This is a genomic window from Pseudomonas sp. NBRC 111138, from assembly GCF_001320835.1.
In the GTDB taxonomy this organism is placed as follows: domain Bacteria; phylum Pseudomonadota; class Gammaproteobacteria; order Pseudomonadales; family Pseudomonadaceae; genus Aquipseudomonas; species Aquipseudomonas paracarnis.
In genome coordinates, this window is the sequence record NZ_BCBO01000063.1 from 57732 (window position 1) to 81892 (window position 24161).

General features: G+C 59.3%; 20 protein-coding genes and 1 pseudogene. 11 read left to right on the forward strand and 10 right to left on the reverse strand.

Going from position 1 to position 24161, the window contains the following annotated elements:
• The first annotated feature begins 22 nt into the window (after nucleotides 1–22).
• The 10 genes from APH41_RS11280 (at nucleotide 23) to APH41_RS11325 (ending at nucleotide 13246) form a co-directional block, all read left to right on the forward strand.
• A complete protein-coding gene (locus tag APH41_RS11280; RefSeq protein WP_371262622.1) occupies nucleotides 23–2344 on the forward strand; it encodes an RND family transporter in 2322 nt (773 codons plus the stop codon).
• 10 nt (nucleotides 2345–2354) lie between these two features.
• Entirely contained in the window at nucleotides 2355–3299 is a 945-nt protein-coding gene (locus APH41_RS11285; RefSeq protein ID WP_054918964.1) for a YCF48-related protein, read from the forward strand.
• A 242-nt stretch (nucleotides 3300–3541) separates the two neighbouring features.
• A complete protein-coding gene (locus APH41_RS11290) occupies nucleotides 3542–4825 on the forward strand; it encodes an acyl-CoA dehydrogenase family protein (protein ID WP_054918966.1) in 1284 nt (427 codons plus the stop codon).
• Between the two features lie 54 nt (nucleotides 4826–4879).
• On the forward strand, nucleotides 4880–6013 hold the full coding sequence (locus APH41_RS11295) for a trans-acting enoyl reductase family protein (protein WP_054896436.1): 1134 nt from the start codon (nucleotides 4880–4882) through the stop codon (nucleotides 6011–6013).
• 10 nt (nucleotides 6014–6023) lie between these two features.
• Nucleotides 6024–7583: an AMP-binding protein gene (locus tag APH41_RS11300; RefSeq protein ID WP_054896437.1), complete on the forward strand. Its 1560-nt coding sequence runs from the start codon at nucleotides 6024–6026 to the stop codon at nucleotides 7581–7583.
• A gap of 13 nt (nucleotides 7584–7596) precedes the next feature.
• Nucleotides 7597–8835 (forward strand): thiolase family protein, encoded by a 1239-nt coding sequence (locus APH41_RS11305; RefSeq protein ID WP_054896438.1) that lies wholly within the window; start codon nucleotides 7597–7599, stop codon nucleotides 8833–8835.
• An 11-nt stretch (nucleotides 8836–8846) separates the two neighbouring features.
• On the forward strand, nucleotides 8847–10214 hold the full coding sequence (locus APH41_RS11310; RefSeq protein ID WP_054896439.1) for an FAD-binding oxidoreductase: 1368 nt from the start codon (nucleotides 8847–8849) through the stop codon (nucleotides 10212–10214).
• A gap of 191 nt (nucleotides 10215–10405) precedes the next feature.
• The gene (locus APH41_RS11315) at nucleotides 10406–11878 is read left to right on the forward strand and encodes an FAD-dependent oxidoreductase (RefSeq protein WP_054896440.1); all 1473 of its coding nucleotides are present in this window, start codon (nucleotides 10406–10408) and stop codon (nucleotides 11876–11878) included.
• A 9-nt stretch (nucleotides 11879–11887) separates the two neighbouring features.
• Entirely contained in the window at nucleotides 11888–12544 is a 657-nt protein-coding gene (locus APH41_RS11320) for a c-type cytochrome (protein ID WP_054918969.1), read from the forward strand.
• Nucleotides 12545–12583: 39 nt separating this feature from the next.
• Complete coding sequence (locus APH41_RS11325) at nucleotides 12584–13246, forward strand: hypothetical protein (RefSeq protein ID WP_054918970.1); 663 nt, start codon at nucleotides 12584–12586, stop codon at nucleotides 13244–13246.
• Nucleotides 13247–13334: 88 nt separating this feature from the next.
• Here APH41_RS11325 and APH41_RS11330 read toward each other — a convergent pair whose 3' ends face one another.
• From APH41_RS11330 to APH41_RS29660, 8 genes and pseudogenes are all read right to left on the reverse strand, one after another.
• Nucleotides 13335–13991 carry a c-type cytochrome gene (locus APH41_RS11330; protein WP_054896443.1) on the reverse strand — a complete coding sequence of 219 codons (657 nt, stop codon included), beginning with the start codon at nucleotides 13989–13991 and terminating at the stop codon, nucleotides 13335–13337.
• Nucleotides 13991–15475: an FAD-dependent oxidoreductase gene (locus APH41_RS11335; RefSeq protein ID WP_054918971.1), complete on the reverse strand. Its 1485-nt coding sequence runs from the start codon at nucleotides 15473–15475 to the stop codon at nucleotides 13991–13993. Before APH41_RS11335 ends, APH41_RS11330 begins: the two co-directional genes overlap by 1 nt.
• Nucleotides 15476–15661: 186 nt before the next feature.
• Nucleotides 15662–16324, reverse strand: a complete 663-nt coding sequence (locus APH41_RS11340) for a TetR/AcrR family transcriptional regulator (protein WP_054896445.1) — start codon at nucleotides 16322–16324, stop codon at nucleotides 15662–15664.
• Between the two features lie 90 nt (nucleotides 16325–16414).
• Complete coding sequence (locus tag APH41_RS11345; RefSeq protein WP_054918972.1) at nucleotides 16415–16831, reverse strand: RidA family protein; 417 nt, start codon at nucleotides 16829–16831, stop codon at nucleotides 16415–16417.
• A 13-nt stretch (nucleotides 16832–16844) separates the two neighbouring features.
• A complete protein-coding gene (locus APH41_RS11350) occupies nucleotides 16845–17678 on the reverse strand; it encodes a phytanoyl-CoA dioxygenase family protein (protein WP_054896447.1) in 834 nt (277 codons plus the stop codon).
• Between the two features lie 670 nt (nucleotides 17679–18348).
• On the reverse strand, nucleotides 18349–18939 hold the full coding sequence (locus APH41_RS11360) for a hypothetical protein (RefSeq protein WP_054918979.1): 591 nt from the start codon (nucleotides 18937–18939) through the stop codon (nucleotides 18349–18351).
• A 135-nt stretch (nucleotides 18940–19074) separates the two neighbouring features.
• Nucleotides 19075–19938: a methyl-accepting chemotaxis protein gene (locus APH41_RS29655; protein WP_370694803.1), complete on the reverse strand. Its 864-nt coding sequence runs from the start codon at nucleotides 19936–19938 to the stop codon at nucleotides 19075–19077.
• A pseudogene (locus APH41_RS29660) lies at nucleotides 19933–20688 on the reverse strand (MCP four helix bundle domain-containing protein); the annotation flags it as partial. The pseudogene APH41_RS29660 and the gene APH41_RS29655, both read right to left, overlap by 6 nt.
• 157 nt (nucleotides 20689–20845) lie before the next feature.
• Here APH41_RS29660 and APH41_RS11370 point away from each other — a divergent pair.
• Nucleotides 20846–22057 (forward strand): multidrug effflux MFS transporter, encoded by a 1212-nt coding sequence (locus APH41_RS11370; protein WP_054896498.1) that lies wholly within the window; start codon nucleotides 20846–20848, stop codon nucleotides 22055–22057.
• Nucleotides 22058–22153: 96 nt separating this feature from the next.
• On the opposite strand, the gene xerC is transcribed toward APH41_RS11370, so the two are convergent.
• Both xerC and APH41_RS11380 read right to left on the reverse strand, forming a co-directional pair.
• Complete coding sequence (gene xerC / locus APH41_RS11375; protein ID WP_034127441.1) at nucleotides 22154–23068, reverse strand: tyrosine recombinase XerC; 915 nt, start codon at nucleotides 23066–23068, stop codon at nucleotides 22154–22156.
• Nucleotides 23069–23176: 108 nt separating this feature from the next.
• The gene (locus tag APH41_RS11380) at nucleotides 23177–23989 is read right to left on the reverse strand and encodes a M949_RS01915 family surface polysaccharide biosynthesis protein (RefSeq protein ID WP_054918985.1); all 813 of its coding nucleotides are present in this window, start codon (nucleotides 23987–23989) and stop codon (nucleotides 23177–23179) included.
• Nucleotides 23990–24161: the final 172 nt, after the last annotated feature.

Consider the following 24161-nt stretch of genomic DNA (forward strand, 5'->3'; position numbering starts at 1 on the left):
ACAATGGCTGTTCTCGCATCGCATGCTGACGTTGGCGAGCCTGGCGCTGTTCACCTTGGGCATGGCTTGGTTTGCCGTGCAGTTGCGCATGGAAGCCGGGTTTGAAAAGCAGTTGCCCATCGGCCATGAATACATCGAGACCTTTGAGACCTATCGCAATGACTTGCTCGGCGCGAATCGGTTGACGGTGGTGGTCAAGGCTCGCCAAGGGACGATCTGGAGCCAGGCAGGGCTCAACCGTCTGTATGACGTCACCCAGGCGCTGATCTTTCTGCCCAACGTGTCGCGCAGCAGCGTGCGTTCGTTGTGGACGCCCAACGCGTTCGTCAATGAAATCACCGAAGAGGGCTTTCGTGCCGACCCGCTGGTACCAGGGACGGTAACGCCGGAAAGTCTCGATGATACGAGCATAGCCATGATCGCCAACTCGACGGCGCAGGGTGGTTTTATCGGAACGCTGGTGGCTCGCGACCAAAGCAGCGCGATGATCACGGTCGACCTCAACGAGTTCGATACTAACGGCCAGCGCCTGGACTATGTGGCTTACAACCAGGTCCTGGAGCAGCAGATTCGCGGTCAGTTCGAGGACATGGATTTCGAGATCCAGATCATCGGCTTCGCCAAGCAGATCGGGGACATTGCCGTGGGCGCTTCGGCGGTTTTCGAGTTCTGTCTGCTGGCCTTGTTGCTGACAGCGGCTGCGGTGTTCTGGTACTGCCATTCGCTGCGTTTCACCTTGCTGGCGGTGGGTTGCTCGCTGGTTTCGCTGATCTGGCAGTTCGGCGCTTTGCGTCTGCTCGGCTATGGCCTCGATCCGTTGGCGGTGCTGGTACCGTTTCTGGTGTTTGCCATAGGGGTATCCCATGGCGTGCAGCAGATCAACTTCATCATTCGCGAGATCGCCTGCGGCAAGTCGGTGGAGGGCGCGGCGCGTGCCAGTTTCAGTGGGTTGCTGATTCCCGGCACACTGGCGTTGGTCACCGCATTCGTATCGTTCGTGACGTTGCTGTTGATCCCGATACCCATGGTGCGGGAACTGGCAATCACCGCTTCACTCGGGGTGGCGTTCAAGATCGTCACCAATCTGGTGATGCTGCCCGTGCTGGCCTCGATGCTCAGGGTGCATGACGGTTACGCCGCAGCCGAGGAAGTTTCTCGCCAGCGCCGTGTCCGTTGGTTACACGGTCTCGCCCGTTTGAGCGAATGGCACAACGTGCGCTGGGTGCTGGGTATGGCCGTGCTGATCTTTGTCACGGCGGCGTGGCAAAGCCATGATCGAGTCGTCGGTTCTTTACAGGCCGGAGCCCCGGAACTGCGCGAGGATGCGCGCTTCAATCGGGATGCGCTGTCGATCGCCAGCAATTACGACATTGGTCTGGACTGGCTCAGTGTGGTCTTCGAGGTCAAGGTCGATGGCGGTGCGAACGACTGCGAGAACGTCGCTCTCGGCCAATATCAGGACCGTTTTGTCTGGGCCATGCAAGGTGTGCCTGGTGTGGTCTCGGTGACCTCGTTTTCCAACAGCCTGCGCCAGTTCAACGAGGGCTATAACGAGGGCAACCCGAAAATGAACGCGGTGCCCATCGACCCGACCAACTACTCGTCGATGGCCGCCGAGGTGGCTCGCGTGCCCGGCATGATGCGGCCTGATTGCAGTATGACCGCGGTGCATTTGTTTCTCGCCGATCACAAGGCAACCACCATTCACCGGGTGATCACCGCGGCCAAGGCTTTCCGCAGCCAGTTCACTCAGCCCGGGGTGAGTGTACGTCTGGCGTCCGGTAACGCCGGCGTGATCGCGGCGATCAACGAAGAAGTGGAACGCAGCGAGTTGCCGATGATGCTTTACGTCTACGGCGCTATCGCGCTGCTGGTGTTTGTCGTCTACCGCGATTGGCGCGCAGTGCTGGTCTGCTGCCTGCCGCTGACTCTGGGGACCTTCATCGGCTACTGGTTCATGAAGGAGCTGCAGATCGGCCTGACCATCGCCACCTTACCGGTCATGGTGCTGGCGGTCGGCATCGGCGTGGATTACGCGTTCTACATCTATAACCGTTTGCAGCTGCATCAGGCGCTCGGGCAACCGATCACCAAAGCCGTGGAGCATGCATTGCTGGAGGTCGGCGTCGCCACGATTTTTACTGCGATCACCCTGGCGGCGGGCGTCGCCACCTGGGCGTTTTCCGATCTGAAGTTTCAGGCAGACATGGGCAAGCTGTTGGCCTTCATGTTTCTGGTCAACATGATCATGGCTATGACCGTTCTCCCAGCCTTCGCAGTATGGCTGGAGCGGACATTCCCGCGACGGCGCCCAGTGCGCCTGATCGGCTCACTGGTGCATTGAGGAGACAGCCATGCGAAACCTGATGCCTTTACTGGTTCTGATGTTGCCGGCGTTATTGCAGGCTTCGTCCTTGTCGGCTGTACCGGCTACACAAACGGCCAGCGCCAATGCCGCGACGCTGTTGAGCGTTGCCCGGGCCGGGGAGCGAACCGTTGCCGTCGGCGATCACGGCGTGGTGCTGTTGTCGGATGATCACGGTGGGCATTTCCGTCAAGCGACATCCGTGCCGTTGGCCACCCCTCTGACGGGGGTGTCCTTCGTCGATGCCCGTCAGGGTTGGGCCGTTGGTCACTGGGGGGCGATTCTGGCCACTACTGACGGCGGCGATACCTGGCAGGTGCAGCGCCTTTCCAGTGCAGAAGATCGGCCACTGTTTGCCGTGCACTTTTTCAATCCGCAGCAAGGGGTGGCGGTGGGGCTGTGGTCGCTGGTGCTGACCACCGATGACGGCGGCAAGCACTGGACCGAGCAGCGACTCGAAGCTCCGCCGGGTTCGAAGCGGGCCGACCTAAACCTAATGGGGCTGTTTGCCGATGGGGAAGGGTGCTTGTACGCCACCGCCGAACGCGGCCAGTTATTGCGCTCAGACGATCAGGGCAAGCACTGGCGCTATGTGGATACCGGTTACAGCGGCACGCTGTGGACGGGGGCGGTGCTGGGCGACGGCTCGCTGCTGGTGGGCGGGCAACGCGGCACGTTGCTGCACGGCTCCGCCGACGGCGCACGTTGGCAGCGCGTGTCGCTGCAAAGCAAGAGCTCGGTCACCGCCATCGATGTTTCCGGGCAAACAGTCATCGCCGTAGGTCTGGACGGTTTGATCGTGCGCAGCGACGACGGTGGCCAAAGTTTCCATGAACAACCCAGCGGCGACGGGGTTTCGCTCACGGCGACACTGCTGAACGGGGATGGCTCGCCGATCGTCTTTTCCCGTAGAGGCGTCGTTTCTCGGCACTGATACCGGCGGTATGTCGGGAGGCGGACGCCATGCTCGTTTCCCGACACGTCGGCGCGATTTTTTCTCAAACGAACTGCTGATTTCCGGCCGAATTTCCATGCCTGAATGAGTTTCTATAGGTGCAAAATAATAAACATAACGAATGTTGCGTTAATTAATTTTGCTTGTTAGAGTCGATGGCAAATAACAAGACGCAGCACGCTGCAAGCGCAGCGGCTGCCACTCTCGATGGAGGTACTTTGATGATCTCGCTCAAGTCGACACTCACCCTGCCAGCCGCTGGACTCACCGGTTTCGAAACCCCGCTGACGGAAGAGGAGGCTGCGATTCAGGCCTCCGTGCACCGCTTCGCCAAAGAAGTGTTGCGACCATTGGGTCGCGAGCTGGACCGCATGACCGCCGAAGAGGTGGTTGTCCCTGGCTCGCCTTACTACTCGCTGTTTGCCGAGTTCGCCAAGCTCGGCCTCGACCCGGCGCTGTTGGCACAGTTGCCGCCGGACATGGCGGTGCGAATCGAATCGCTGATCGGTGAAGAACTCGGCTGGGGCGACGCCGGGCTGGCGATCTCTTTGGGCTGCGCCGGTTTCCCTCTGCAAATGGCCGTTGCCGCCGGCAATGCCGAACTGGTCGAACTCTGCCAGGGCCGGATCGGCTGCTGGATGGCCACCCAACCCGACCGTGGCAGCGACAACCAGATCTTCGACATGGCGCGAGACTGGCCAGCGGGCAAGCTCGGCAATATCGGCAACCTGACCGCCAAAGTGGTTGGCGATGAAGTCATCCTCAACGGCCAGAGCTCGGCGTGGGTCTCCAACGGCGTCATTGCCCAAGTGGCACTGGGCTTGATCTGCGCCGATTACGGTGACGGTTTTTACGATGAGAACGGCCGGCCGCACGGGATTGCGCTGATTATTCCGCTTGATCTGAAGGGCGTGTCCAAAGGCAAGCCGCTGGACAAAATCGGGCAGCGATCCTTGCCTCAAGGCGAAATCTACTTCGACAGCGTACGAGTGCCTCGGCGCTTTGCTATCGCCGAGCGCGACAACTACTACGGCGCCGTCAGTTCTTCCTGGTCGTTCGCTGGCACCCACATGGGCCAGGTGTTTACCGGTGTCGCACGAGCCGCCTTCGAAATGGCCCTGCAGTACTGCCATGAGCGCCGCCAGGGCGGGCACCCATTGATCGACCACCAGATGACCCGTCTGCGCCTGGGTGACATGTTGCGTCGGGTCGAAACGGCCCGTGCGGTCGCCCGACGTTCGCTGAGCTTCGCGCGCCTGTCGCCGCAAACCCATCCGTACGCCACCGCCTCCGCCAAAGTCACGGTGACCGAAGAGGCGATGGCCGTTGTGCAGGAAGCTTTCCGCCTGTTCGGTGGCAATGGCACCACCCGTGAATACCCGATCGAAAAACTCTTGCGTGACACCCAGTCGTCATTGATCGAGGACGGCGAAAACCGGGTCCTGACCATGCGCCTGGGGCTGCTCGCCCAGCAGCTGTACGCCGAAGGCTGGGCTAACAACTGATTCTGAATGCACCCGACATCACTCATCCAACAATAACAAATGAGGTAAATCCCGATGGCCAAATATCCTGTCGTTGTCTATGGCGCCAGTGGTTACACCGGCATGCTGATCATGGACTGGTTGATCGACCAGCACATCCCGTTCACCGCCGTCGCTCGCAACGCCGCCCGTGCTCAGGAAATGATGGCACAACGCGTCGTCGGCCTGGAGTCGGCCACTTACGAAATCATTGAATGCGCCCACGAGGTCGACGCGCTGGTCTCGGTTTTCAAAGGTGCGCGCGTGGTGTGCAACACGGTCGGCCCGTTCATCAATTTTGGCCTGACTGCCGTAGAAGCGGCCTTGAAAGCTGGCTGCCATTATCTGGATCCAGCCGGAGAGCAGGCGCACATTCGAGCCTTGCGTGATCAGTTCGGCGAGCTGTATCGCCAGGCCGGGCTGCTGCTGTCGCCATCGCTGGCGTACATGTACACCTACGCCGAGATCGCCGCCGAATTGGCCCTGGAAACACCGGGCGTCGATTCGCTGGAAACCGCGACACTGACCCGCGGCCCACGCACCGGTGCCGCTGGGGTGACTGTCGGTTCAACGGCGACCATTTTCGAGGGCGTCCGTTACCCCGGCGCCTACCTGTGGGAGAAGGAACTGGTGCCTTATGCGCCGAACACAAGCTTCAACGTGGTTTGTCCTGATCTGCTGGAAGCTGTGTTCTGCCTGCCTTGGGGCGGCACTTCACTACCGGTATTTTACGAAGAGGATGGCCGGGTACGCAGTTGCATGTCCTGTGTCGGCTTCTACGACAACCCGGTGATGAAAATGGTCCACGGCCTGGGTGAGAAGTGGGAAGCCGAATACAAGCACCTGCCCAAAGAACAGCAGGACGCGGTGATCCAGAGCCTCGTGCAATCGACCACCCCGAGCATGCCACCGCGTGAACGCAGCACTCTGCAACGCACCGTTGACTTCGCAATCGGTCGTGGTCAACTGACGGCCGTGCGTGCCACCGTGCATGGCATCACGCCTTACATCGCCACCGGGGCCTTGCACGCCGCAGCCGTGGTCAAACTGTTGAATAACGACACCGCCAGAACCGGTTTCGCCTCGGCCTCGAAAGCCTTCGGTCATCGCTATCTGCTGGGCTTCCTCGAGCAGCGTGGCCTGGCCCGCGCAACCGTTACTCAACTGTGAAGTGAATAACATGGCGATTATTGATTTCTTCGACCGTGGCTGGCGGATCAATCCGCACGGCGCGGCGTACATCCAGGACGATCGGGTGTTCACCTTCACCGAAGTCCGCAACCTGTCTAGCCGGATCGCCAACGCGCTGTTAGCCGCCGACCTGCCCGGCGGCACCAAGGGCGCAGTCTGGTCGGCCAACGATGCGGTGGCCTGGACCTGCACCCTGGGGCTCTGGCGCGCCAACCTGTGCTGGATTCCCATCGGCGCACGCAACAGCGCCGAAGAGAACCGTCACGTGCTCGATGCCTTCGACTGCGAGGTGCTGTTTTTTCAACGAGAGTTCGCGCCGATCGTCGACGCGTTGCGTTCGAGCCTGCCGAAAATCCGGTTGTGGATCTGCATCGACGAGCACTTGCCCGGGGCGCCGTCGCTCAAGTCCTGGATCGCGGATCAGCCGGCCACGGCACCGAAGGTCGAGTATCAACTCGATGATGTCGTGGCGCTCTCGCCAACCGGCGGCACCACGGGGCTGCCGAAAGGGGTGATGAACACTCATCGCAGCATCCAAACGTTCTGCGCGCACTTTATGATCAATTTCCCATATGCCGATGAGCATCCGCCGGTCAACCTGGCGGCGGCGCCGATGACGCATACCGCCGGCACGCTGTCCCTGCCGTGCACCTCGCGCGGAGGCACCGTGGTGATCATTACTAAGCCGGATCCTGCACTGATGCTGGCAATGATTCCGAAATACAAGGTCACCGAGACCTTTCTACCGCCGACGGTTATCTATCGACTGCTGGATGTTCCGGATCTGGCGCAGAAGGTCGATTTCAGCTCGTTGAAGTATTTCCTGTACGGCGCGGCACCGATGTCGGTGGACAAGCTCAAGCAAGCCATCGAGACCTTTGGCCCGGTAATGGCCGGCGGTTACGGTCAGACGGAAGCGCCGGCCTCGATTTCCAACCTGCCGCCCGCCGAACATTTGCACGGTGGACGTCTTGCAACGGACGAGCGTTTGTCATCGGTAGGCCGTCCTAATCCGCTGGTTCGGGTGGAAATTCTCAGCGACGCCGGAGACATTCTCGGCCAGGGCCAAACCGGAGAAATCTGTGTGCGCGGCGATCTGGTGATGAAGGGCTACTACAAGGATCCGCAGAAAACCGCAGAAACCATCGTCGATGGCTGGCTGCACACCGGCGACATCGGCCATTTCGATGTGCACGGCTACCTGCACATTACCGACCGCAAGAAAGACATGATCATCTCCGGCGGATTTAACGTTTATCCCAGTGAAGTCGAGCAAGTGCTGTGGAGTCATCCGGCGGTGCAGGACTGCGCCGTCATCGGTGTGCCAGATGAGCAATGGGGCGAGGGCGTGAAGGCCGTGGTCGAGTTGAGCGCCGGGCATACCGTCACTGCTGAGGAGTTGATCGAGCTGTGCAAGACCCGGCTCGGTTCGGTCAAGTCGCCGAAAACCGTGGATTTCATTGATGCATTGCCACGCAGCCCGGTCGGCAAAGTACTGAAAAAAGATCTGCGTGCCCATTACTGGCAAAACGTTGAGCGGCGTATCTGAGGGAAATGATCTGATGGAACCTATTTACATCGCCGGCATTGCCATGACCGAGTTCGGTCGCCACTTGGACCGAAGCCTTCAGGATCTGGCGCTGGAGGCCTTGCAAGGCGCACTCGCCGATTCCGGTGCCCTGCGCGCCGATATCGGTGCGGTGTTCTACGCCGGGATCACCAACGGTCATCTGCAAGGGCAACTGTCGATTCCCGGGCAGGTGCTGTGCAGCAAGATCGGCCTCGAAGGGGTGCCGGTGTACAACGTCGAAAACGCCTGCGCCTCGGGCAGTACCGCGGTTCATCTGGCAGTGCAGAGCTTGCGCTCGGGGGCTACCGACGTAGCCCTGGCGTTGGGCGCGGAGAAAATGAACGTGCCGGACAAGGCGCGGGCGCTGGCCCTGTTCGAAACCGGCTGGGACGTTTCCACCGCCGAGGAAAACTACGCGACGCTGGTGAAAATGGGCGAGGGCATCGTGGTGCCGCCGGGCTCGGAATCCGATCGTCCATACAGCAAGTTCATGGCCATCTATGCCGCCATGTGTCGCTGGCACATGAAGACCTACGGCACCACTCAGCGACAGATTGCAGCGGTGTGCGCCAAGAATCATCAACACTCGGTGCACAACCCGTATTCGCAATTTCGCAAGACCTTCACCATTGAAGAAGTGCTCGCCGCGCCGCCGATCACTTATCCGATCACGCTGCCGATGTGTGCGCCGTTATCCGACGGCGCGGCCGCCGCGATTCTCTGTACCGAGGCGGGATTGAAACGCATTGGTGCCGACCCGAAACGTTGTGTGCGGATCGCCGCCAGCGTGATCCGCAGCTTCACCCTGCGTGGGCTCGACGAGCCGCACAAGCACGTCAGCCTGTTGGCAGCGCGTGAAGCCTACGAAATCGCCGGCCTTGGCCCGCAGGACATGCACGTGGCCGAAGTGCACGACGCCTCGGCCATGGGCGAAATCATCCAGGCGGAAAACCTCGGGCTTGCGCCGCTGGGGGAGGGTGGGGTGTGTGCCGAACGCGGCGATTTCACCCTGGGTGGTCGCCTGCCGATCAATCCCTCTGGCGGCCTGGAATCCAAGGGCCATCCGCTGGGTGCGACAGGGATCGGTCAGTTGTACGAGCTGACCACCCAGTTGCGCGGGGAGGCCGGTGCACGCCAGGTACCCGGTGCGCGGCATGCCATCCAGGAAAACGGTGGCGGTCTGCAAGGTGTAGAGGAAGCAGCCGTCGCTATTCACATCCTGAGTCGATAGGAGCACATCACATGTCCATGACCTACCAATCACGAGAGCTGGAAAGCCACTTCGCCGGCGGGCATTTCCGTCGGCTGGGTGGCTGGGTCGAAACTCCGGCTGATCTGCAACCCGAGCTTGAGGGCGATGTCAGCGCGGACGTCATCGTGATCGGTGGCGGTTTCGCCGGGCTGTCCACCGCCCTGGAACTGACGGCGTTGGGGGCCAAGGTTGTGGTGCTGGAGCAGGCGTTTGCCGGTTTCGGCGCCAGCGGGCGGAATGCCGGCTATCTGGGCGGCAGCGTCGGCATTGAGTTCGAGTTATTCTTGAAACGTGTTGGCAAGGAAAAAGCGCAAAAAATCGTCAAATTCTATGACGAAGCTGTCGCCTACGTCGAAGGTCGCTTACGCGAATTGGAGATCGACTGCGACTACAACGCATCGGGCATCATCAGGGCGGGCATCCATCCGTCGCAGGAGAAAAGGCTGCGCAAAAGCATGGCCGTGGGCCACGAATTGGGTTCGCAAACCGAGTTTCTGGATCAGGCACAAATGCGCGCGCGGGGCATTCCACCGGCCTTTCTGTTTGGCTGCCTGCAACGCCACGGCGGTACGCTGGACCCTGGCAAATATGTGATGGGCCTGCGCCGCGCTGCACTTCAGGCGGGAGTGAGGCTGTATGAAAACACCAAGCTTGAGTCGTACTCCGACGGGTCGACGATCACCTGCCGGACGCCACGCGGGCAGGCGAGCGCGCCGATAGTGGTGCTGGCCACCAATGCCTATACGCCGCAACTCGGTCTTCTGCGCGACAAAGTCGTTCCATTTCGAGTGTCGGCGGTCGAAACCGAGCCATTGACACCACAGCAGTTGGCATCGCTGGGCTGGGCAGGGCGGGAAGGGTTAACCACGCCGCACCTGGTGATGGAAAGCCATCGCCTGACCGCACGCAATACGCTGCTGATGACCACTAAACGGCTGGGTTATGCCTACGGCTCGAAAACCCCGAACATTCCCGATGAGGTGACCTACCGCGCGTTGCAAGACAACCTTGGCGTGCGTTTCCCGACGTTACGCGGTGTCGGCATTCAAGCGTGCTGGAGTGGTTACGTCAGCATGGCCTACGACGCGTTGCCGGTGGTGGGCGAAACCGGGTCGCACCACAACATTCTCTATACCGCGGGTTGCTCCGGACACGGCGTCGCATCGCAGTCGCTGATCGGTCACCTGCTGGCGGAAAGAATCGGCGGTATCGAGCATCCGCTGCTCGCCGCGTTGCGGCATAAAACCCCGAAAACCCTGCCCGAACCGCTGCAGTGGTGCGCCGTGAATGTGGCGCTGGGAGGGGCACATCTGCTGGACGAATACACCAACCGCAAAGTTGCGCGCCCTCATGCCTGACGGCTGAGGCTTATAGAACCAACACGCTGAGTTTGCATGATGACGCTGACCTTGAAGTCCTGGGGCCGGTAGGCGTTCGCCTGCAGAAAGACAAACGAATGTTTGCGTTTTCGTCACCCCTTTTTTACTGCCGCACCCACGCTCGGCCACGGGCGTTCAATTCAACAATAACGTGATGTGAGGCAACGAACATGAGCACTGACGCCCCTCCTGATTTGAAGCGCAGGCAACTACTTAAACTGGCCGGTGCCACTGCCGCCGTGGGATCGATCGGTTTGAACATTGGCCTGGCCACTGCCGCCGATGCGCTGCTCAAAGACAACCCGGACGATGTGTTTGATGTGGTGATCATCGGTGCCGGCCTGGCTGGTTTGACCGCCGCTCGTGATCTGCATCTGGCGGGTTGCGAGTCGCTGCTGGTGCTTGAAGCGCGTGATCGTGTCGGTGGCCGCACGCTAAATCATGACTTGGGTTCCGGCTATATCTCCGAGGCCGGAGGCCAGTGGATCGGCCCCGGACAAACCGCCGTAGCGGACCTGGCCCGTGAGCTTGAGGTCGGCACCTTTCCCAGTTTCTATGAGGGGGAAACCGTGATCCTCGGTGGCGATGGACGTGTCGCCGTCGATTTGAAAGGCACCTTCGGTACCGACGAAAGCGTCTCGGCAAAACTCAGCGAGCTGTCGCGTGATGTGCCGTGCGGCGCGCCATGGAAATCCCCCCGACTGGCCGAACTGGACAAGCTCTCGGCAGGCGACTGGCTGGCTCAGCAAAACATCAAACCGGAAGACCGCGCAGGGTGGAATGCCAGCTTTCTCCTGACCTGCGGCGTCACACCAGCGAAGATGGGCTTTCTGCATTTTCTGTCGATGATCAATTCGGCCGGCAGCGAATACATGCGGCTCGACTCGATCAAGGACAGCGCGCAAGGGACGCGGGTCGTCGGCGGTTCACAGGTTCTCAGCAGCAAAATGGCGCAATTGCTGGGTGACAAGGTTCGCTTGTCGTGCCCGGTGCGCAAAATTGCTGACTGGAACGGCGACATCGTCAGACTGCAAACGGATCAGGGCGAGATCCGCGCCCGGCGCGTGATCATGGCGATTCATCCAGCACTGTGCCAACGCCTGCAGTACGATCCACCGCTGCCCGAAACCCGCGCCGCCCTGCAGCGAGCCTGGCCGGCGCACTCGCCGGCACGCAAGACCACAATGGTCTACCCGCGGCCTTTCTGGCGCGACAAAGGCTTGAACGGCCATATCATTCAGGTCGGTGGGCCGGTCATCTGGGCATACGACAACTCGCCGCCAAACGGCGAAATCGGTGTGATCAATGCGTTCATTTTGAATGCCGCAGCCCCCACCGACCTAGAGGCCGCGAAGCGTATGCAGACCGAAATCTATGCACGTGCCCTGGGGGACGCAGCGCTCGAGCCGGTTTCCTATCACGATCATGACTGGGCGCATGCCGACCCGTGGACCATTACGTGCGTGTCGCCGATTCCCCCCGGTTTCTGGTCGACACATGGCGAGGCACTGCGTCCGCCCTGCGGCAATCTGTTCTGGTCGGGCACCGAAACCGCTGACATCTGGGCAGGTTACATGGACGGTGCCGTGCGCGCCGGACGCCACAGCGCCTTACAGGTGCTCAACGCATTACGTAGGGTGTAGGAGGCGGCAATGAAAAAAATCATAGCGCTTGGCGTCATCGTGGTCATTGCGGTGCTGTTGGCGATTTTTGGCCGCGATCTGCTCGATCTGTATCGGCTGCAGAGTTACATCACCACCTCCACTGAGGCCTACCAGGCCGAACGTGGAAACTGGCCCCATCTGACCGATGCCTGCACCGGTTGCCATGGCAGCCACGGTAACTCGATGAACTCGAGGTATCCGAGCCTGGCCGGGCAACCCGCCGCGTATCTGTCTGCCCAGTTGCGCAATTTTGCGAGCGGACAACGGCTTGCGCCCAACATGGGGCCGTTGGCGATGACCCTCAGCCCGGATCATATTGATCTACTGGCGAATTTTTATGCCCGGCAATCGGTCGTTGCCCATGCGGCTGTCAGTCCTGACGAGGGGCTGAGGGATCAGGGCAAACAACTGGTGCAAACCCGAGGCTGCACCGCCTGCCATGGTGCCCAACTGATGGGCCAAGACGCCTTCCCACGCCTGGCTGCACAAGGGCAGGACTACCTTTTGGCCCAGCTCAACGCTTTTGCCAGCGGCGAGCGCATTGAGCCCAGTGGTGCCATGCAAGCCATGGCCGCAGCGCTGTCAGCGCAGGAGCGCCAAGCGATTGCGGCTTATCTGGCCGCACTCGTTCCTCAACCCCGCTAATCCATCAAATTATCTGTCAGCTGTACCGAGGCTATCGTTATGGAACCGAGAAATATTGTGCTGTGCCTTGCCTGTTTCTTGCTGCTTGCCAATGGGCTGACCTTCGGCATCAGGTTTCTGAAGAAAAGAAACCTGCTACTGGCTCTGGAGTGGTTTGTGGTTGCCTTTTCCGCAACAAACTTCCTGGTTTTTTTCCTGACGGGATCGGAGTATGCCTACCTGATTTCATACTTTTGCGACGCGTTCTCCAGAGCCTTTGGGATTCCGCTGATTACCGCGCTCGGGCTGATGGCGGTGACGCATGCCTACAAGCCGTCTGTGGGCAAGGAACTCATGATGTTTGCCGGCGCTCTGCTGGGCACACTCGCGTTGATCTCGGCCAAGGTTCTGGTCCCGCTCCTACCGTATTTCTACGTGCTGATGTGGGTGATATTTTCGGTCTACCTGGTGTATTTCGCAGTACGCCTGGCAACCGTTGGAGAGTCACTGCACGCGATCGGAGTGATGTTTGGCATGCTCGCCTCACTGACCATTGCGTGCATCTACGACTTCTACAAGATCCCCGGCGACGATAGCAATGTACTGCTGAACTTCTACGTGCTTGCACTGACGACCTGGGCTTATCTGCTGGTGCACCTGCATTACGCGTATTGCGCGCTGGAGCGCGCGAAGGGCGCAATGGCAGCTCTGCAAACGCGCTGAGGGGTAGTTGAAGTGTTCGAAGCCGCCGTTCTGGCGGCTTTTTTGCGTGATGCAGAGGAGGACGGGGGGCATCCTTGCCCGTGCAGGATCAAGGGTTCAGCTTGGCCAGATAATGCGCCACGGCCTTGATGTCTTCATCGGACAGGGTGCCCGCCATGGCATTCATGGCCTGCGTCGGATCGGTGCGTTGGCCACACTTGAAAGCGCTCAATTGATCGCTCAGATAAAGCTGCCCTTGTCCGGCGATACGCGGAGCCAGGGGGCCGCCAGAGAGTTTTTCGCCGTGGCAGGCTGCACACCCGTTGGCGGCGACCACACGCTGACCGCGCTGGTCCAGCGCATCATCCTTCGTCGGGACTTCAGTCACACCAGGTTTCTGTTCGGAAAAATAGGCGGCCAGACGTTTGATCTGCTCGTCCGTCAGATTGGCCGCCAGTGGCTCCATCTGTGCGCTGTGGCGACGTCCTTCGGCAAACGCGTGCAACTGGTTTTCGATGTACGCTGCGGTCTGCCCTGCAAGCGCTGCGTATTGAGCGTCGCGCGGTTGACCGTTAGCGCCATGGCAAAGCGCGCAGGTGTCCTGTAACTGTGGCCACGCACCGCCATTGGCCTGGTATGCAGCGTCGTGCTGATCCACGGCCTGCATGAAACGATAGCCCGCCCACAGTTCCGGTCCATACATCGCAATTGATCCGGCCAACGCTGCGCTCACGACGATGGCTCCAACCATCATAATCCGCTTCATCAGGCGTTCCTCCGAGGTTGAAGTAACGCCTGGAGCGCTTCCATTGCCGCGCGATGTCCGGCGCGGACTGCACCGTCCATTGCCCCGGCCCAGATCTGCGCAGTCTCGGTACCCGACCAGATCATGCGGCCGACCGCCGGCGTCAGATACTCGCCCCATTGCGTCCAGAAACCGGGAGGCATGGGGGAAATACAACTCAAACTCCACGGGTCGATCTTGCCCCAGTCCAGATCATGAAACTGAATCGGGTGCAGGGCTTGTTCGCCCATGGCGCTGGCGTAGATCGCCGACAAGGTGTCCTGCGCGGTTTTGGGGTCATGGGGTAATTGGCCAGTTCTGACGAAGCCGCTGAGCACACCCAGGCTGGCGTCCTCCGGCGAATTGTCAAAGGCCCAGATCAGCGGACCTTCCACTTGCACGATCTGGCCGTTGAGGCCTTGGTCGCGCCAGAACGGGCGCTCATAGACGTGCACGGTCTTGCGCATCGGTGCATGGGCCGGCCAATGCCGATGCAGCTCGGCACGCCCGGAGGGCAGGGGTGGATCGAAGACGATCTGATTGCACAGCGCCGGGCTCAGCGCGGCAATCACCTGCCGCGTGCGCATGATGCCCTGATCGGTATGCAACTCGACGACATCACGATCCCAACCGACAATCTTGCGCACTGGGCACGCCAATCGGACTTTTTCTCCGAGAGCTTGCGCCATCTTCAAGCTGAGGATTTGCGAGCCGCCTACCAAACGTGATTCCTGTGCACCCCCTTGGACACCTTCGAGCTTTTCGAGACGGCAGTCAGAGGAGTTGATCATCGCCAGGTAATGCAGGAGCCCCATGCCGGCCGGCGTGGTACCGAAGGTGAGGCTCACGGACATGTTGAAGCCGATCTTGTCGACATTGCTGATGCCTTGCCCGGCCAGCCATTGGCCAATCGAGAGTTTGTCCAGCTCACCCGCATCCTTGGCTTTCCACGGCGCTTTGCTGGGGACGCCTTCGGCGAGTTTGTTCAGTTTTGCGACGATGTCAGTATTGGAGTTCGGACCATCGCTGACGTCCTCTTGGACTGTTACCTCGTCTATCAGATAGACCGCCTTGCCCTTGTAGTACGTAGGGAAGGTTGCGACATCAAGCTGTCTGGCCAGATCGGCGATTGACGTTTGACCGGGGCCGATCCATTGCCCACCGGCCTCGCAGATTACGCCATTGCCTAGGTCATGGTTAAGGGTGCGACCACCGACGCGATCGCGGGCTTCAAGCACGACAAACGACTCGCAGCCAGCGGCCTGGAGGTCTCTGGCAGACGTAAGCCCGGACAGGCCTGCGCCAATGATCACCACATCCAGTATCGAGGTGTCTAAAGGTTGGGTTTGCGCCATCGCACGCCCGGTGACACCGAGCCCTCCGGCGAGGGCCGAGCCTCCAACCGCTTGCAATAACAATCGTCGCTGTCGTGATTGCGTCGACAGTTCATCGAGATCCGCATCCATCGTCACCTCCGTCTTTTAGTTATAATCACAGATGTTATGCAAATATATGACGGAACAGGAATTCAGCAAAGTGAAATCGGCGCAATGGCGATTAACCGAGGGGGTGAGAGATAGGCGGGCGCCATCAAGCAGGATTCGCTGCGCAAATGAAGCGAATCTTCTGGATGCCTGAGGGCAGGGTAGGGTTTAGCGAGCGGGGCTGATCAGCGTGATGACCGCATCCATCAAGGCCTTGCTGCGTTTGGCTTCAAATCGCTCTGGCTCGATTGGCAACATCATCATCCAGCCGTCACTCAGCGCGCTGAGCTGATCGGCGAGCAGATCGGCAGCAATGTCCTTGCGAATGATGCCCTGGGTTTGTCCTTTGCCCAGAATGCTTGCGAGATCCTCGCGAAAGCGCGAGTAACGTTTCTGGATTACGTCGGCAAACACCGGTTCGTGCCGGGCGTGTGCAAGCATCTGAAACAGGGCCAGCCAACGCGCCGAGTCGTTGGCTTGAGTCAGGTTCAACCACTGCTCGATCATTGCCCTGATATCGACTTTTTCCTGATCGGCATCCAGCAAGTGATCGAACTCGTCAAACAGACTCTGCGCCGCCGCCGTGATCATTTCTTCTTTATTGGCAAAGTAATAGGTCACGGCGCCCGTGGTGCAGCCGGCATGGCTGGCAACTTTGCGCAGAGACGTCCCGGCATAACCCTCCTGCGCAATGACTTCGATGGCTGCAGTCAACAGTTCACCGCGTTTTTCCAGACGATTACCTACCGGGCGGCCGCGACGTGGGGCGGGCGCTGAATCACTGTCTTTGGAGTGCTGACTATCCGTGGAAGGCGCTTGAGCATCATGCATGAGAGAAAGTGATTCCGTTGGTTGAAGGCGTTGAGCCGGCAGCGGCTGCGAACGCCATTTTGGCTTGGCACGTCGCGATCATGCAATCGTTCAGACTCGACCGCTGCCAATCACCGCGACGGCCCGAACCTCCACGCGCAAGCCCGGCATTGCCAGTTGTGAAATGCCGACAGCGGTCCAGGCTGGATAACGTTCAGGGAAGTATTCGTCCTTTACCTGTCCAAAGGCGTGCACTTCGCCCTGCAGATCGGTATGAAACGTCATCAACTCGACGACATCAGCCAGGCTTGCGCCGGCAGCTTCGAGGATGGTCCGCAAAGACTGAAACGCCAGATGGGATTGCGCCTGGATGCCTTCGGCGGGAACCATGGCCTCGTCGATACCGACCTGGCCGGACACCCAGATCATGTTGCCGACGCGTGTTGCCTGGGAAAAGTGGAAGTTGTCGTAGATTGCCTGGGTGTGACCAGGGTTGAAGGACTGACGCTGCAGGACTTGAGTGTTCATGGCAATGCTCCTTTTATATTAATTGGCGGAACGTTGGGTGGCGGAAGCCGTCTCCCGCTTTCAGGGTCGACAGCTCTTCAGTAAACAGCACGCCTTGCTGCGGGTAACCGCTCGCGCTGTTTTCTGGTAAAGGATGGAAGGTGGCGTCGTCGCCAAAGAAACGGAAAACGAAGGTGTGACGATCCGGGAAAGCTTCATCCACTGGAGCGCCACCATGCAGTGAACCCGGATGCAGCAAGACGATATCGCCAGGCTCGGTAGCCCACGAAATGATGTCGAATGATTCGGGATCGTTTTGGCGCAGCGCCTCGATATCCGGCAGGCGTGGTAATGCGTCGCCGCCATGCAGCGGTTGAGTCGGATCGTTAGGATCGCGAAACGTAGTGCCGTCGTAGCGTGGTCCTTTGTGCGAACCTCGAACGATTTCCAAAGCGTTTTTCTTCGGCACTGATTCAAAACTGATCCAGGCATTGGCCCAGTGGCTTCCGGCCCATGGTAGATAAGACGTGTCCTGATGCCAAAGCGTGCGAGATCCGCGCCCACCTGCTTTGAGAAACACCTCTTCGGCGAAGTACCACACGTTTTCCGAGCCCCAGAGCTGCGCAAACAGCTGGCCAAAGGGCAGGGAGGTTACGAGTTCTTCAAGACGGGCTTTGGCGACGGGGTTGGCATTGTCAACATGGGACTGTTGCTCAGTCCCGTCGAACATTCGGGTTGCATGAGGGCCGTGATTCTCGACTGCCCAGTCATAGGCTGCCCGGCACTCAGCCAATTGATCTTTGTTCAGAAAACCTTTGATCAGGACGGCCCCGTCTTCCAGGAACGCCTTTCGCACAGAGAGTTGCATGAGAGCTTTCTCCTCGAAAATGCCACGTGGCAATTTCGATGCTAGCAGCCCTCAAAATTAAACACAACGACAGTTATGTTAATTATGAAGAGCCATTACGATGACAGAATCCTGAAGATCTGTGCATACCAGCAACGGCGCCGTCACGATCAAAGATGAGGGTTTCAGCTGCGCAGTCCTCACTCGGTGCCAAGCATCACCTTGTCTGAGCGCACAGCCCTTATCCAGGTATCGGCTTTTTGCGTAGCTATAGAAAGCCTGGATCGCTCGTAGATGCGCCGCCGCAGTATTGAAAACGCGGCGCCTGAATTTGAGTTGGACGTACATGAGCGGACAAGCATGGGCAACGGCGCGCGTCACCAGCTTGCCCGAGCAGCGGTAGTCGTTGACCTGAAGAGGACTCGTCATGAGCACTATGGACATGGCTCATTGGGAGAGTAGGCGTAATAACGAATTCGTCGAATCAGTGACTTACGTCGCTTATGAACATATCCGACATAATACATTATTTAACATAATATACATTATGCGTACCTTCCTATGGAGGCTTGGGGGCCGGTGGTGGTCAGATTTGAAACCAGACCCGCTACATTGGAGCTGGAAATTCATCGTCACTAGGTCGATGCCGAAAATCTAGTGTCGTCCTTCGATTGGCGGCGATCATGAACAGCTATACAACAGGGAATGAAAGCCGGCGCAATTCTGAAATGACGAAATCTCCAAAGGAACCATGCTGCCAATCCTTGATATTGATCAGATATTTGGCACCTTTGAAATCCTTGAGATTATCGGTGATCAAAGGGAAATCGAGTGACCATTCACCGTAGTCAACATCAGTTTCATTTTTGAGAAGACCACTGTTGGTTGTCTTGACTCCAGATAATCCGCCGATTTTCTTGTGTAGGGTCGGGTCATCGCGGAAAGCCTGACCTTCCAGACTTCCCAAATACCCACCTCCTGTGACCGTTCCGTCTGCTTCCAAGGTGCCGAAACCGGCAGTACCTAACGGCGCATCCTCACCAACAGATCCAAAACCAAATCGATTAGCAGGCCGAGCCCCGAGACGGCCGAGTTGATCTCGAGCATAGATACCGATGAGCCTGACCAACTCGTCTGAATGGTCGAGCGGTGGAATTTCAATAAAACCGCGAGCGCTGACGGTAAACCTGTATTCATCGCCTTGTTCAACCAAAAGATCGACTTGCTTTGCGTAAAGAAAATTCCAAGTGCAATTATCGAGAAACACGAGTGGCTTAGACATGACCCTACTTCCTAGTAATGGGAAACGCGATTGTAGGCTAAATATGCCAATGCAGATGGCCACTAGATTGCTATAACTGCAAGTTATAACTAAACTAAATGACTATTTAGTTTAGTTATATTTGAGTATCCTCCATCAAAGCCTAAACCGATCCACCGACTGCGAAAGCTTCCCCGCCAAACTCGACAATTCATCCGTCGTCGACGCCGTCTCGCCAATCACTCGACTGTTACTTTCCGACATTCCCGCAATCCTCTCCACCTGATGAGCAATCTCATTACTGGCCAGGCTCTGCTCACTAATAGTGCGGGAAATATCGTTGACCAATTCAGTGGTGCTCAGCGTGGCCTGGAGGATCTCGCGAATGGCACGTTCCACTTCGGCAGTCACCGCCATGCCCTTGTCCACTTGGGCAACGCCCTCCTCCATGCTGATCACCGCTTCACGGGTGTTTTGCTGGATACTCCCGACCATGCTGGCGATTTCTTGGGTGGAGGCGCTGGTGCGTCCGGCCAGGCTGCGCACTTCGTCGGCCACGACTGCAAAGCCGCGCCCTTGTTCACCGGCGCGGGCGGCTTCGATGGCGGCGTTCAGGGCCAGCAGGTTGGTCTGGTCGGCAATCCCCTTGATCACCTGGATAATGCTGTAGATCGCCTCGGACTCCTTGTCCAGCGTGCGGATCACTTGGGCTGACTGTTGGGCAGAACGGGCGATGCCATCCATGTCGCTGACCACCTGGTGGATAACCCGGCCGCCGTCCTTGGCCAGGGTTTCAGCCTGACTGGCCATGTCCAGGGCACGTTGGGCGTGACGGGTGATTTCTTCGATACTGGCGGTCATTTCGCTCGCGGCGGCGGCCATGGTGCTGGCGGCGACGCTTTGTTGCTGGCTGCTGCCTGCCACTTCATGGCAACCCTGGCTGAGGCGCTCGCTCATGCCATTGACGCCATGGGCATTGCTGCGAACCACTTCGATCATGCCGCGCAAATCCCGCTGCATCGTCGCCAGGCTGCGAATCAGTGCACTGGCTTCGTCCTGGTTCTTGGGTTCGGCAATCGGCTCGCTCAGGTTGCCATGGGCAATGCTCTGGGCAATACGGCTGGCGGTGCGCAGCGGCCCCATGATGCTCAGGGTCACCCAACGTCCTTGTGCCAGCAGCAACAGCAGGCTCGCCCCCAATACAATAATCAAGGTCCGGTTAGCGTTACTGATGGTTTGCCGGGTACCGGTGCTGGTGAGTTGGGTATTGTTTTCGATCAGTTCGCTCAACGCCGCCATTTGTTCTTCCAACTGGCTGAACGCGGCATTGAAGGTCTGCAGTTCCCCTCGTGCGGCCTCGGGATTGTCCAGGGCCAGCGCGACGATGCGCTCGCCGGCACTGATGTAGGTGTCCAGGCTGGGTTTGATTTTTTCCAGGCTGGCCTTGATCGAGGCGTCCAACGGCAGCTTGAGATTGTCCGCCAGCACCTCGCGAAAATGCTCGGCATGCTCCTTGATCGAGCTGTTGACCTCAGCCGGCGTACTGGTGCTTTTGCCCAGCCCGACCAACATCGCCGACAGTACATCCGCACGCAGGGCGTCGTGCATCATGTCGGCTTCCATGTGGTTGCGCAGTACCGTCATGCTGACGTCGTTGTCCTGTACCGCATCGGCCATCCGCGTATTGCCCAGGTAGCCAGCCAGGCTCATGATCAAAGCCGTGAGCAACCCGGTCGCAATCAACAGCACCAAGCGTAATTTGATCGTCATAGTGGTACCCCGTGCCAGGAACGCCGGTTGGGAACCCAACCGTTTCAATGTCGCTGCTAGCTGTATCGGCAGCTGTTGCTTGTTAGTGAAGCCTAAGTTTGCGGATCTGCGCGGTTCCCTTAAGCTGACCGTCCGTTGCTCTACCTGGATCTGCCAAATGCCTCAACGTATCGCCCGTCTCGCCCTGTTGCTGGGCTTGATCACCGCCGTCGGCCCGTTTGCAATCGACATCTACCTGCCGGCGCTGCCCACCCTGGGCGCCAGCCTCCAGGCCTCGCCGGCGGCCGTGCAGATGAGTTTGACGGTGTTCTTTATGATTATCGGCGTGTGCCAGTTGTTCTACGGCCCCCTCAGCGATGTGTTCGGGCGTAAACCGCCGATTTATGCGGGCCTGGTGATCTTTGCCATTGGCAGTGTCGGCTGCGCGCTGGCACCGACCATCGAAGTGCTGATTGGCTTTCGTGCGGTGCAGGCGTTCGGTGCCTGTGCGGGGATGGTGATTCCACGGGCGATTGTCCGTGACCTGTACACCGGCCATGAAGCGGCGCGTCTGATGGCTTTGTTGATGCTGGTGATGAGTGTTTCGCCGATCCTCGCGCCACTGGCCGGTAGCGTGGTGATTTCGATCTGGAGCTGGCGCGAAGTGTTTGCCGTGTTGGCGGTGGTGGCCGTTCTGTGTCTGGTGATGACCGCAGTACAACTGCCAGAAACCCACCCGGCCGAGCGCCGCCTGGGCAAGACACTGGGCCAGGCGTTCGGCAGTTATGGCGCCCTCCTCCGCGACCCGGTCTTTACGGGCTTGTCGGTGGTGTGCGGGTTTGGTCTGGCCACCTTCTTCGTGTTCATCGGCAGCGCGCCCTTCGTGTACATCGAGTTTTTTGGCCTGACACCGACCCAGTTCAGCCTGTGCTTTGCGCTCAACGCGGCCTCGTTTTTCGCCATGAGCCAATTGACCGCCCGCCTCAGCGCCCGCTTTGGCCTGGCGCCGTTGATTCGCTGGTCGGTGGTGGGCGTGGCGGCGGTCATGAGCTTGCTGGCGGGCACCACACTGTGGGGTGACAGCCTGGGCTTGATGATGGGGCTGTTGTTTATCGGTTTCGGCTTTCTTGGCCTGCTATTGCCGGCGGCCGGGGTACTGTCGCTGGAGGATCATGGTGCGGTGGCAGGTTCTGCGTCTGCACTGCTGGGTGCGATCCAGATGGTCACAGCGGCTGTGGCGATGACCTTGGTGGGTATCTTTGCCGACCATACACCGGCGCCGATGTTGATCGGTATTGCGCTGTGTGCGCTTGCCGCGATGCTGACCACCTTGTGGACGTTGCGGCGCTTACCGGCTCACTTGACCTCAAGCGTCCCGCCTTCCTCTTGAGCACAGGAGCAGGCAGATTCAACATTCTGGTTGCCTGTGAGGCCCTCTTCGCAGGCAACCCAGCTCCCACATTTGAATCGTGGCGTATCCACAAGCCTACAAATCAAATCGGTCCACCGCCCGCCGGCGCTCATTGTCGTCACGCACGTCATAGCTGGCAGTGGTCTGGATGTTGGTGTGATGCGCCAGTTTCTGCGCAATCGACAAATCATGCTCCTCGATCACCCGGGTGATAAACGAACGACGGAAATCATGGGGCATGATCTTGACCCCCACTTGATCGCCGCGCTGGCGCGCGATGTAGTAAATCGCATGCTTGGTGATCCGCTCTCGGGTGATATGGCTGCCTCGCCGGATGCGGTTGAACAGGAAGCTGTCGTCCTGCTCGCCTTCCTTGAGGTGCTCGCGACGAAACGCCAGCCAGGCTTGCAGCTTGGCAAACGCCCAGTCCGGCGCGTACTTGACCAACTCTTTGTTGCCCTTGCCGATCACGCGCAAGCTGCGCTCGTCAAAGTTGACCTGTGCCAAGTCCAGGTTCACCGACTCCGACTTGCGCATGCCCGAGCCATATAACAGGCCGATCACCGCTGCATCCCGCAGGCCCTGGGGCCGAGGGTCGGCGGCGCAGACGTCGAGCATCTCGCGGATCAAGGTGCGGCGCAGATTGCGGCCCTGGCTCAGGCGCGTGCCAGGTGTGGCCTTGACCGAGCGCATCTTCAACAGGTGGTCCTGGCTGATCAAGCTCATGCGCCACGCTTCATTCATGACCCCGCGCACCGCATTCACATACAGCGACGAAGTGTTCGGCGCTAAGCCGTCCTCGCGCAAGGCAGCCACCAGTGCGATGACGTGTTCAGGCTGCAGCAGGTGCCAGTCAATCTCTTCGAGGTTGAGGTCTTCGAAACCCAAGCGGTCGGCGGCATCCTGCAGCACGTAGCGCATGGTCAGTTGGCTGGAAGGCGCCAGGCGGGTGAGATATAGGGTCAGTGGGTTGCAAATGGACTCGGTCAAGGTAGATCAGCCTTTGGATTAAATACACCGACCAACTATTTGATTAGTCGATGTATTTAGTGGATTGGCGAAGGCCGAGTCTAACTCAGGACCGGCCCTGGCACAAAATCACGGGGCCGATTCGTCGTCTTCGCTGGCTGCCTGGGGTTGGGCCTGGGATTGGCTCCAGTCAGCGTCCTGTTGCTGCATCAGCGCGAACCAATGCTGGCGCATAAAGGCGAGGTAATTGTCCGGCGCCTTGGCAAAGTCCTTCTCGTCACCATAGCAACCTGGCAGTGGGAGTTCGGTGCCCTGCTCCTTGTATTGGCTGACCAGCGCTTGCTGCGCCGCGACGCTGCAGTCGGTGGGCAGGGGCATGCCGCGCAAGGCACCAGCGTCCTCGTCCCACCAGCTGGCGCCCACGCGGTCAAGGCCACGCAGACGATACTTCTCGGACTTGCCGGCATGCATGATCAGCTTGAATTCGTTGGGGCTGACATCACTGGTGCAGGCCCGCGAATAACCGACCGTGGCCTGGGTATTGCCGTCGCCCAGCAGGTCGGTGACCTTGGTGGCAGCCCGGTCAAAGCGCAGCCCGGCGTCGAATTCGCAGTGCTGCACATCGTCGTACAGCATCCACACGCGCTTGGGGCGCTCGCCACCCAGCACGTATTGCGCCGCGTAGACAAAGGCCGATTGGGTACCATCGTCATCGCGCTCACCGACTTGCTCGGCGAGTACCAGCAGGTTTTTGCCTTGGCGGTCATCCCAGGTATAAGCCGCGACCTGCTTGCCGCGCACTTCCACCCCGTCCGGCACCTGGTCCAGTGGGGTCAGCGCGACGCCTTGATCGGCCCGCACGCTGGTGACACAGGCCACCGTCATCAACAATCCCATCAGCGCTGGCCGCAACTGGCCGCGTAAAAGCTGCACGCTATTCATCCGAGTACCCTGGCAAGAGAGGGCTTACTTTACCGGCACTTGAGCGCTAATGCAGAGAAGATTGTTGAAGGGCGAGCATTGGGCTGATCGCCTCGCTCAGATTGAACCAAGCGTCTTGTACGAAGCTCCGATGTCGCCCTGTGAGACCTACATGTAACGCCTTGATTACTTA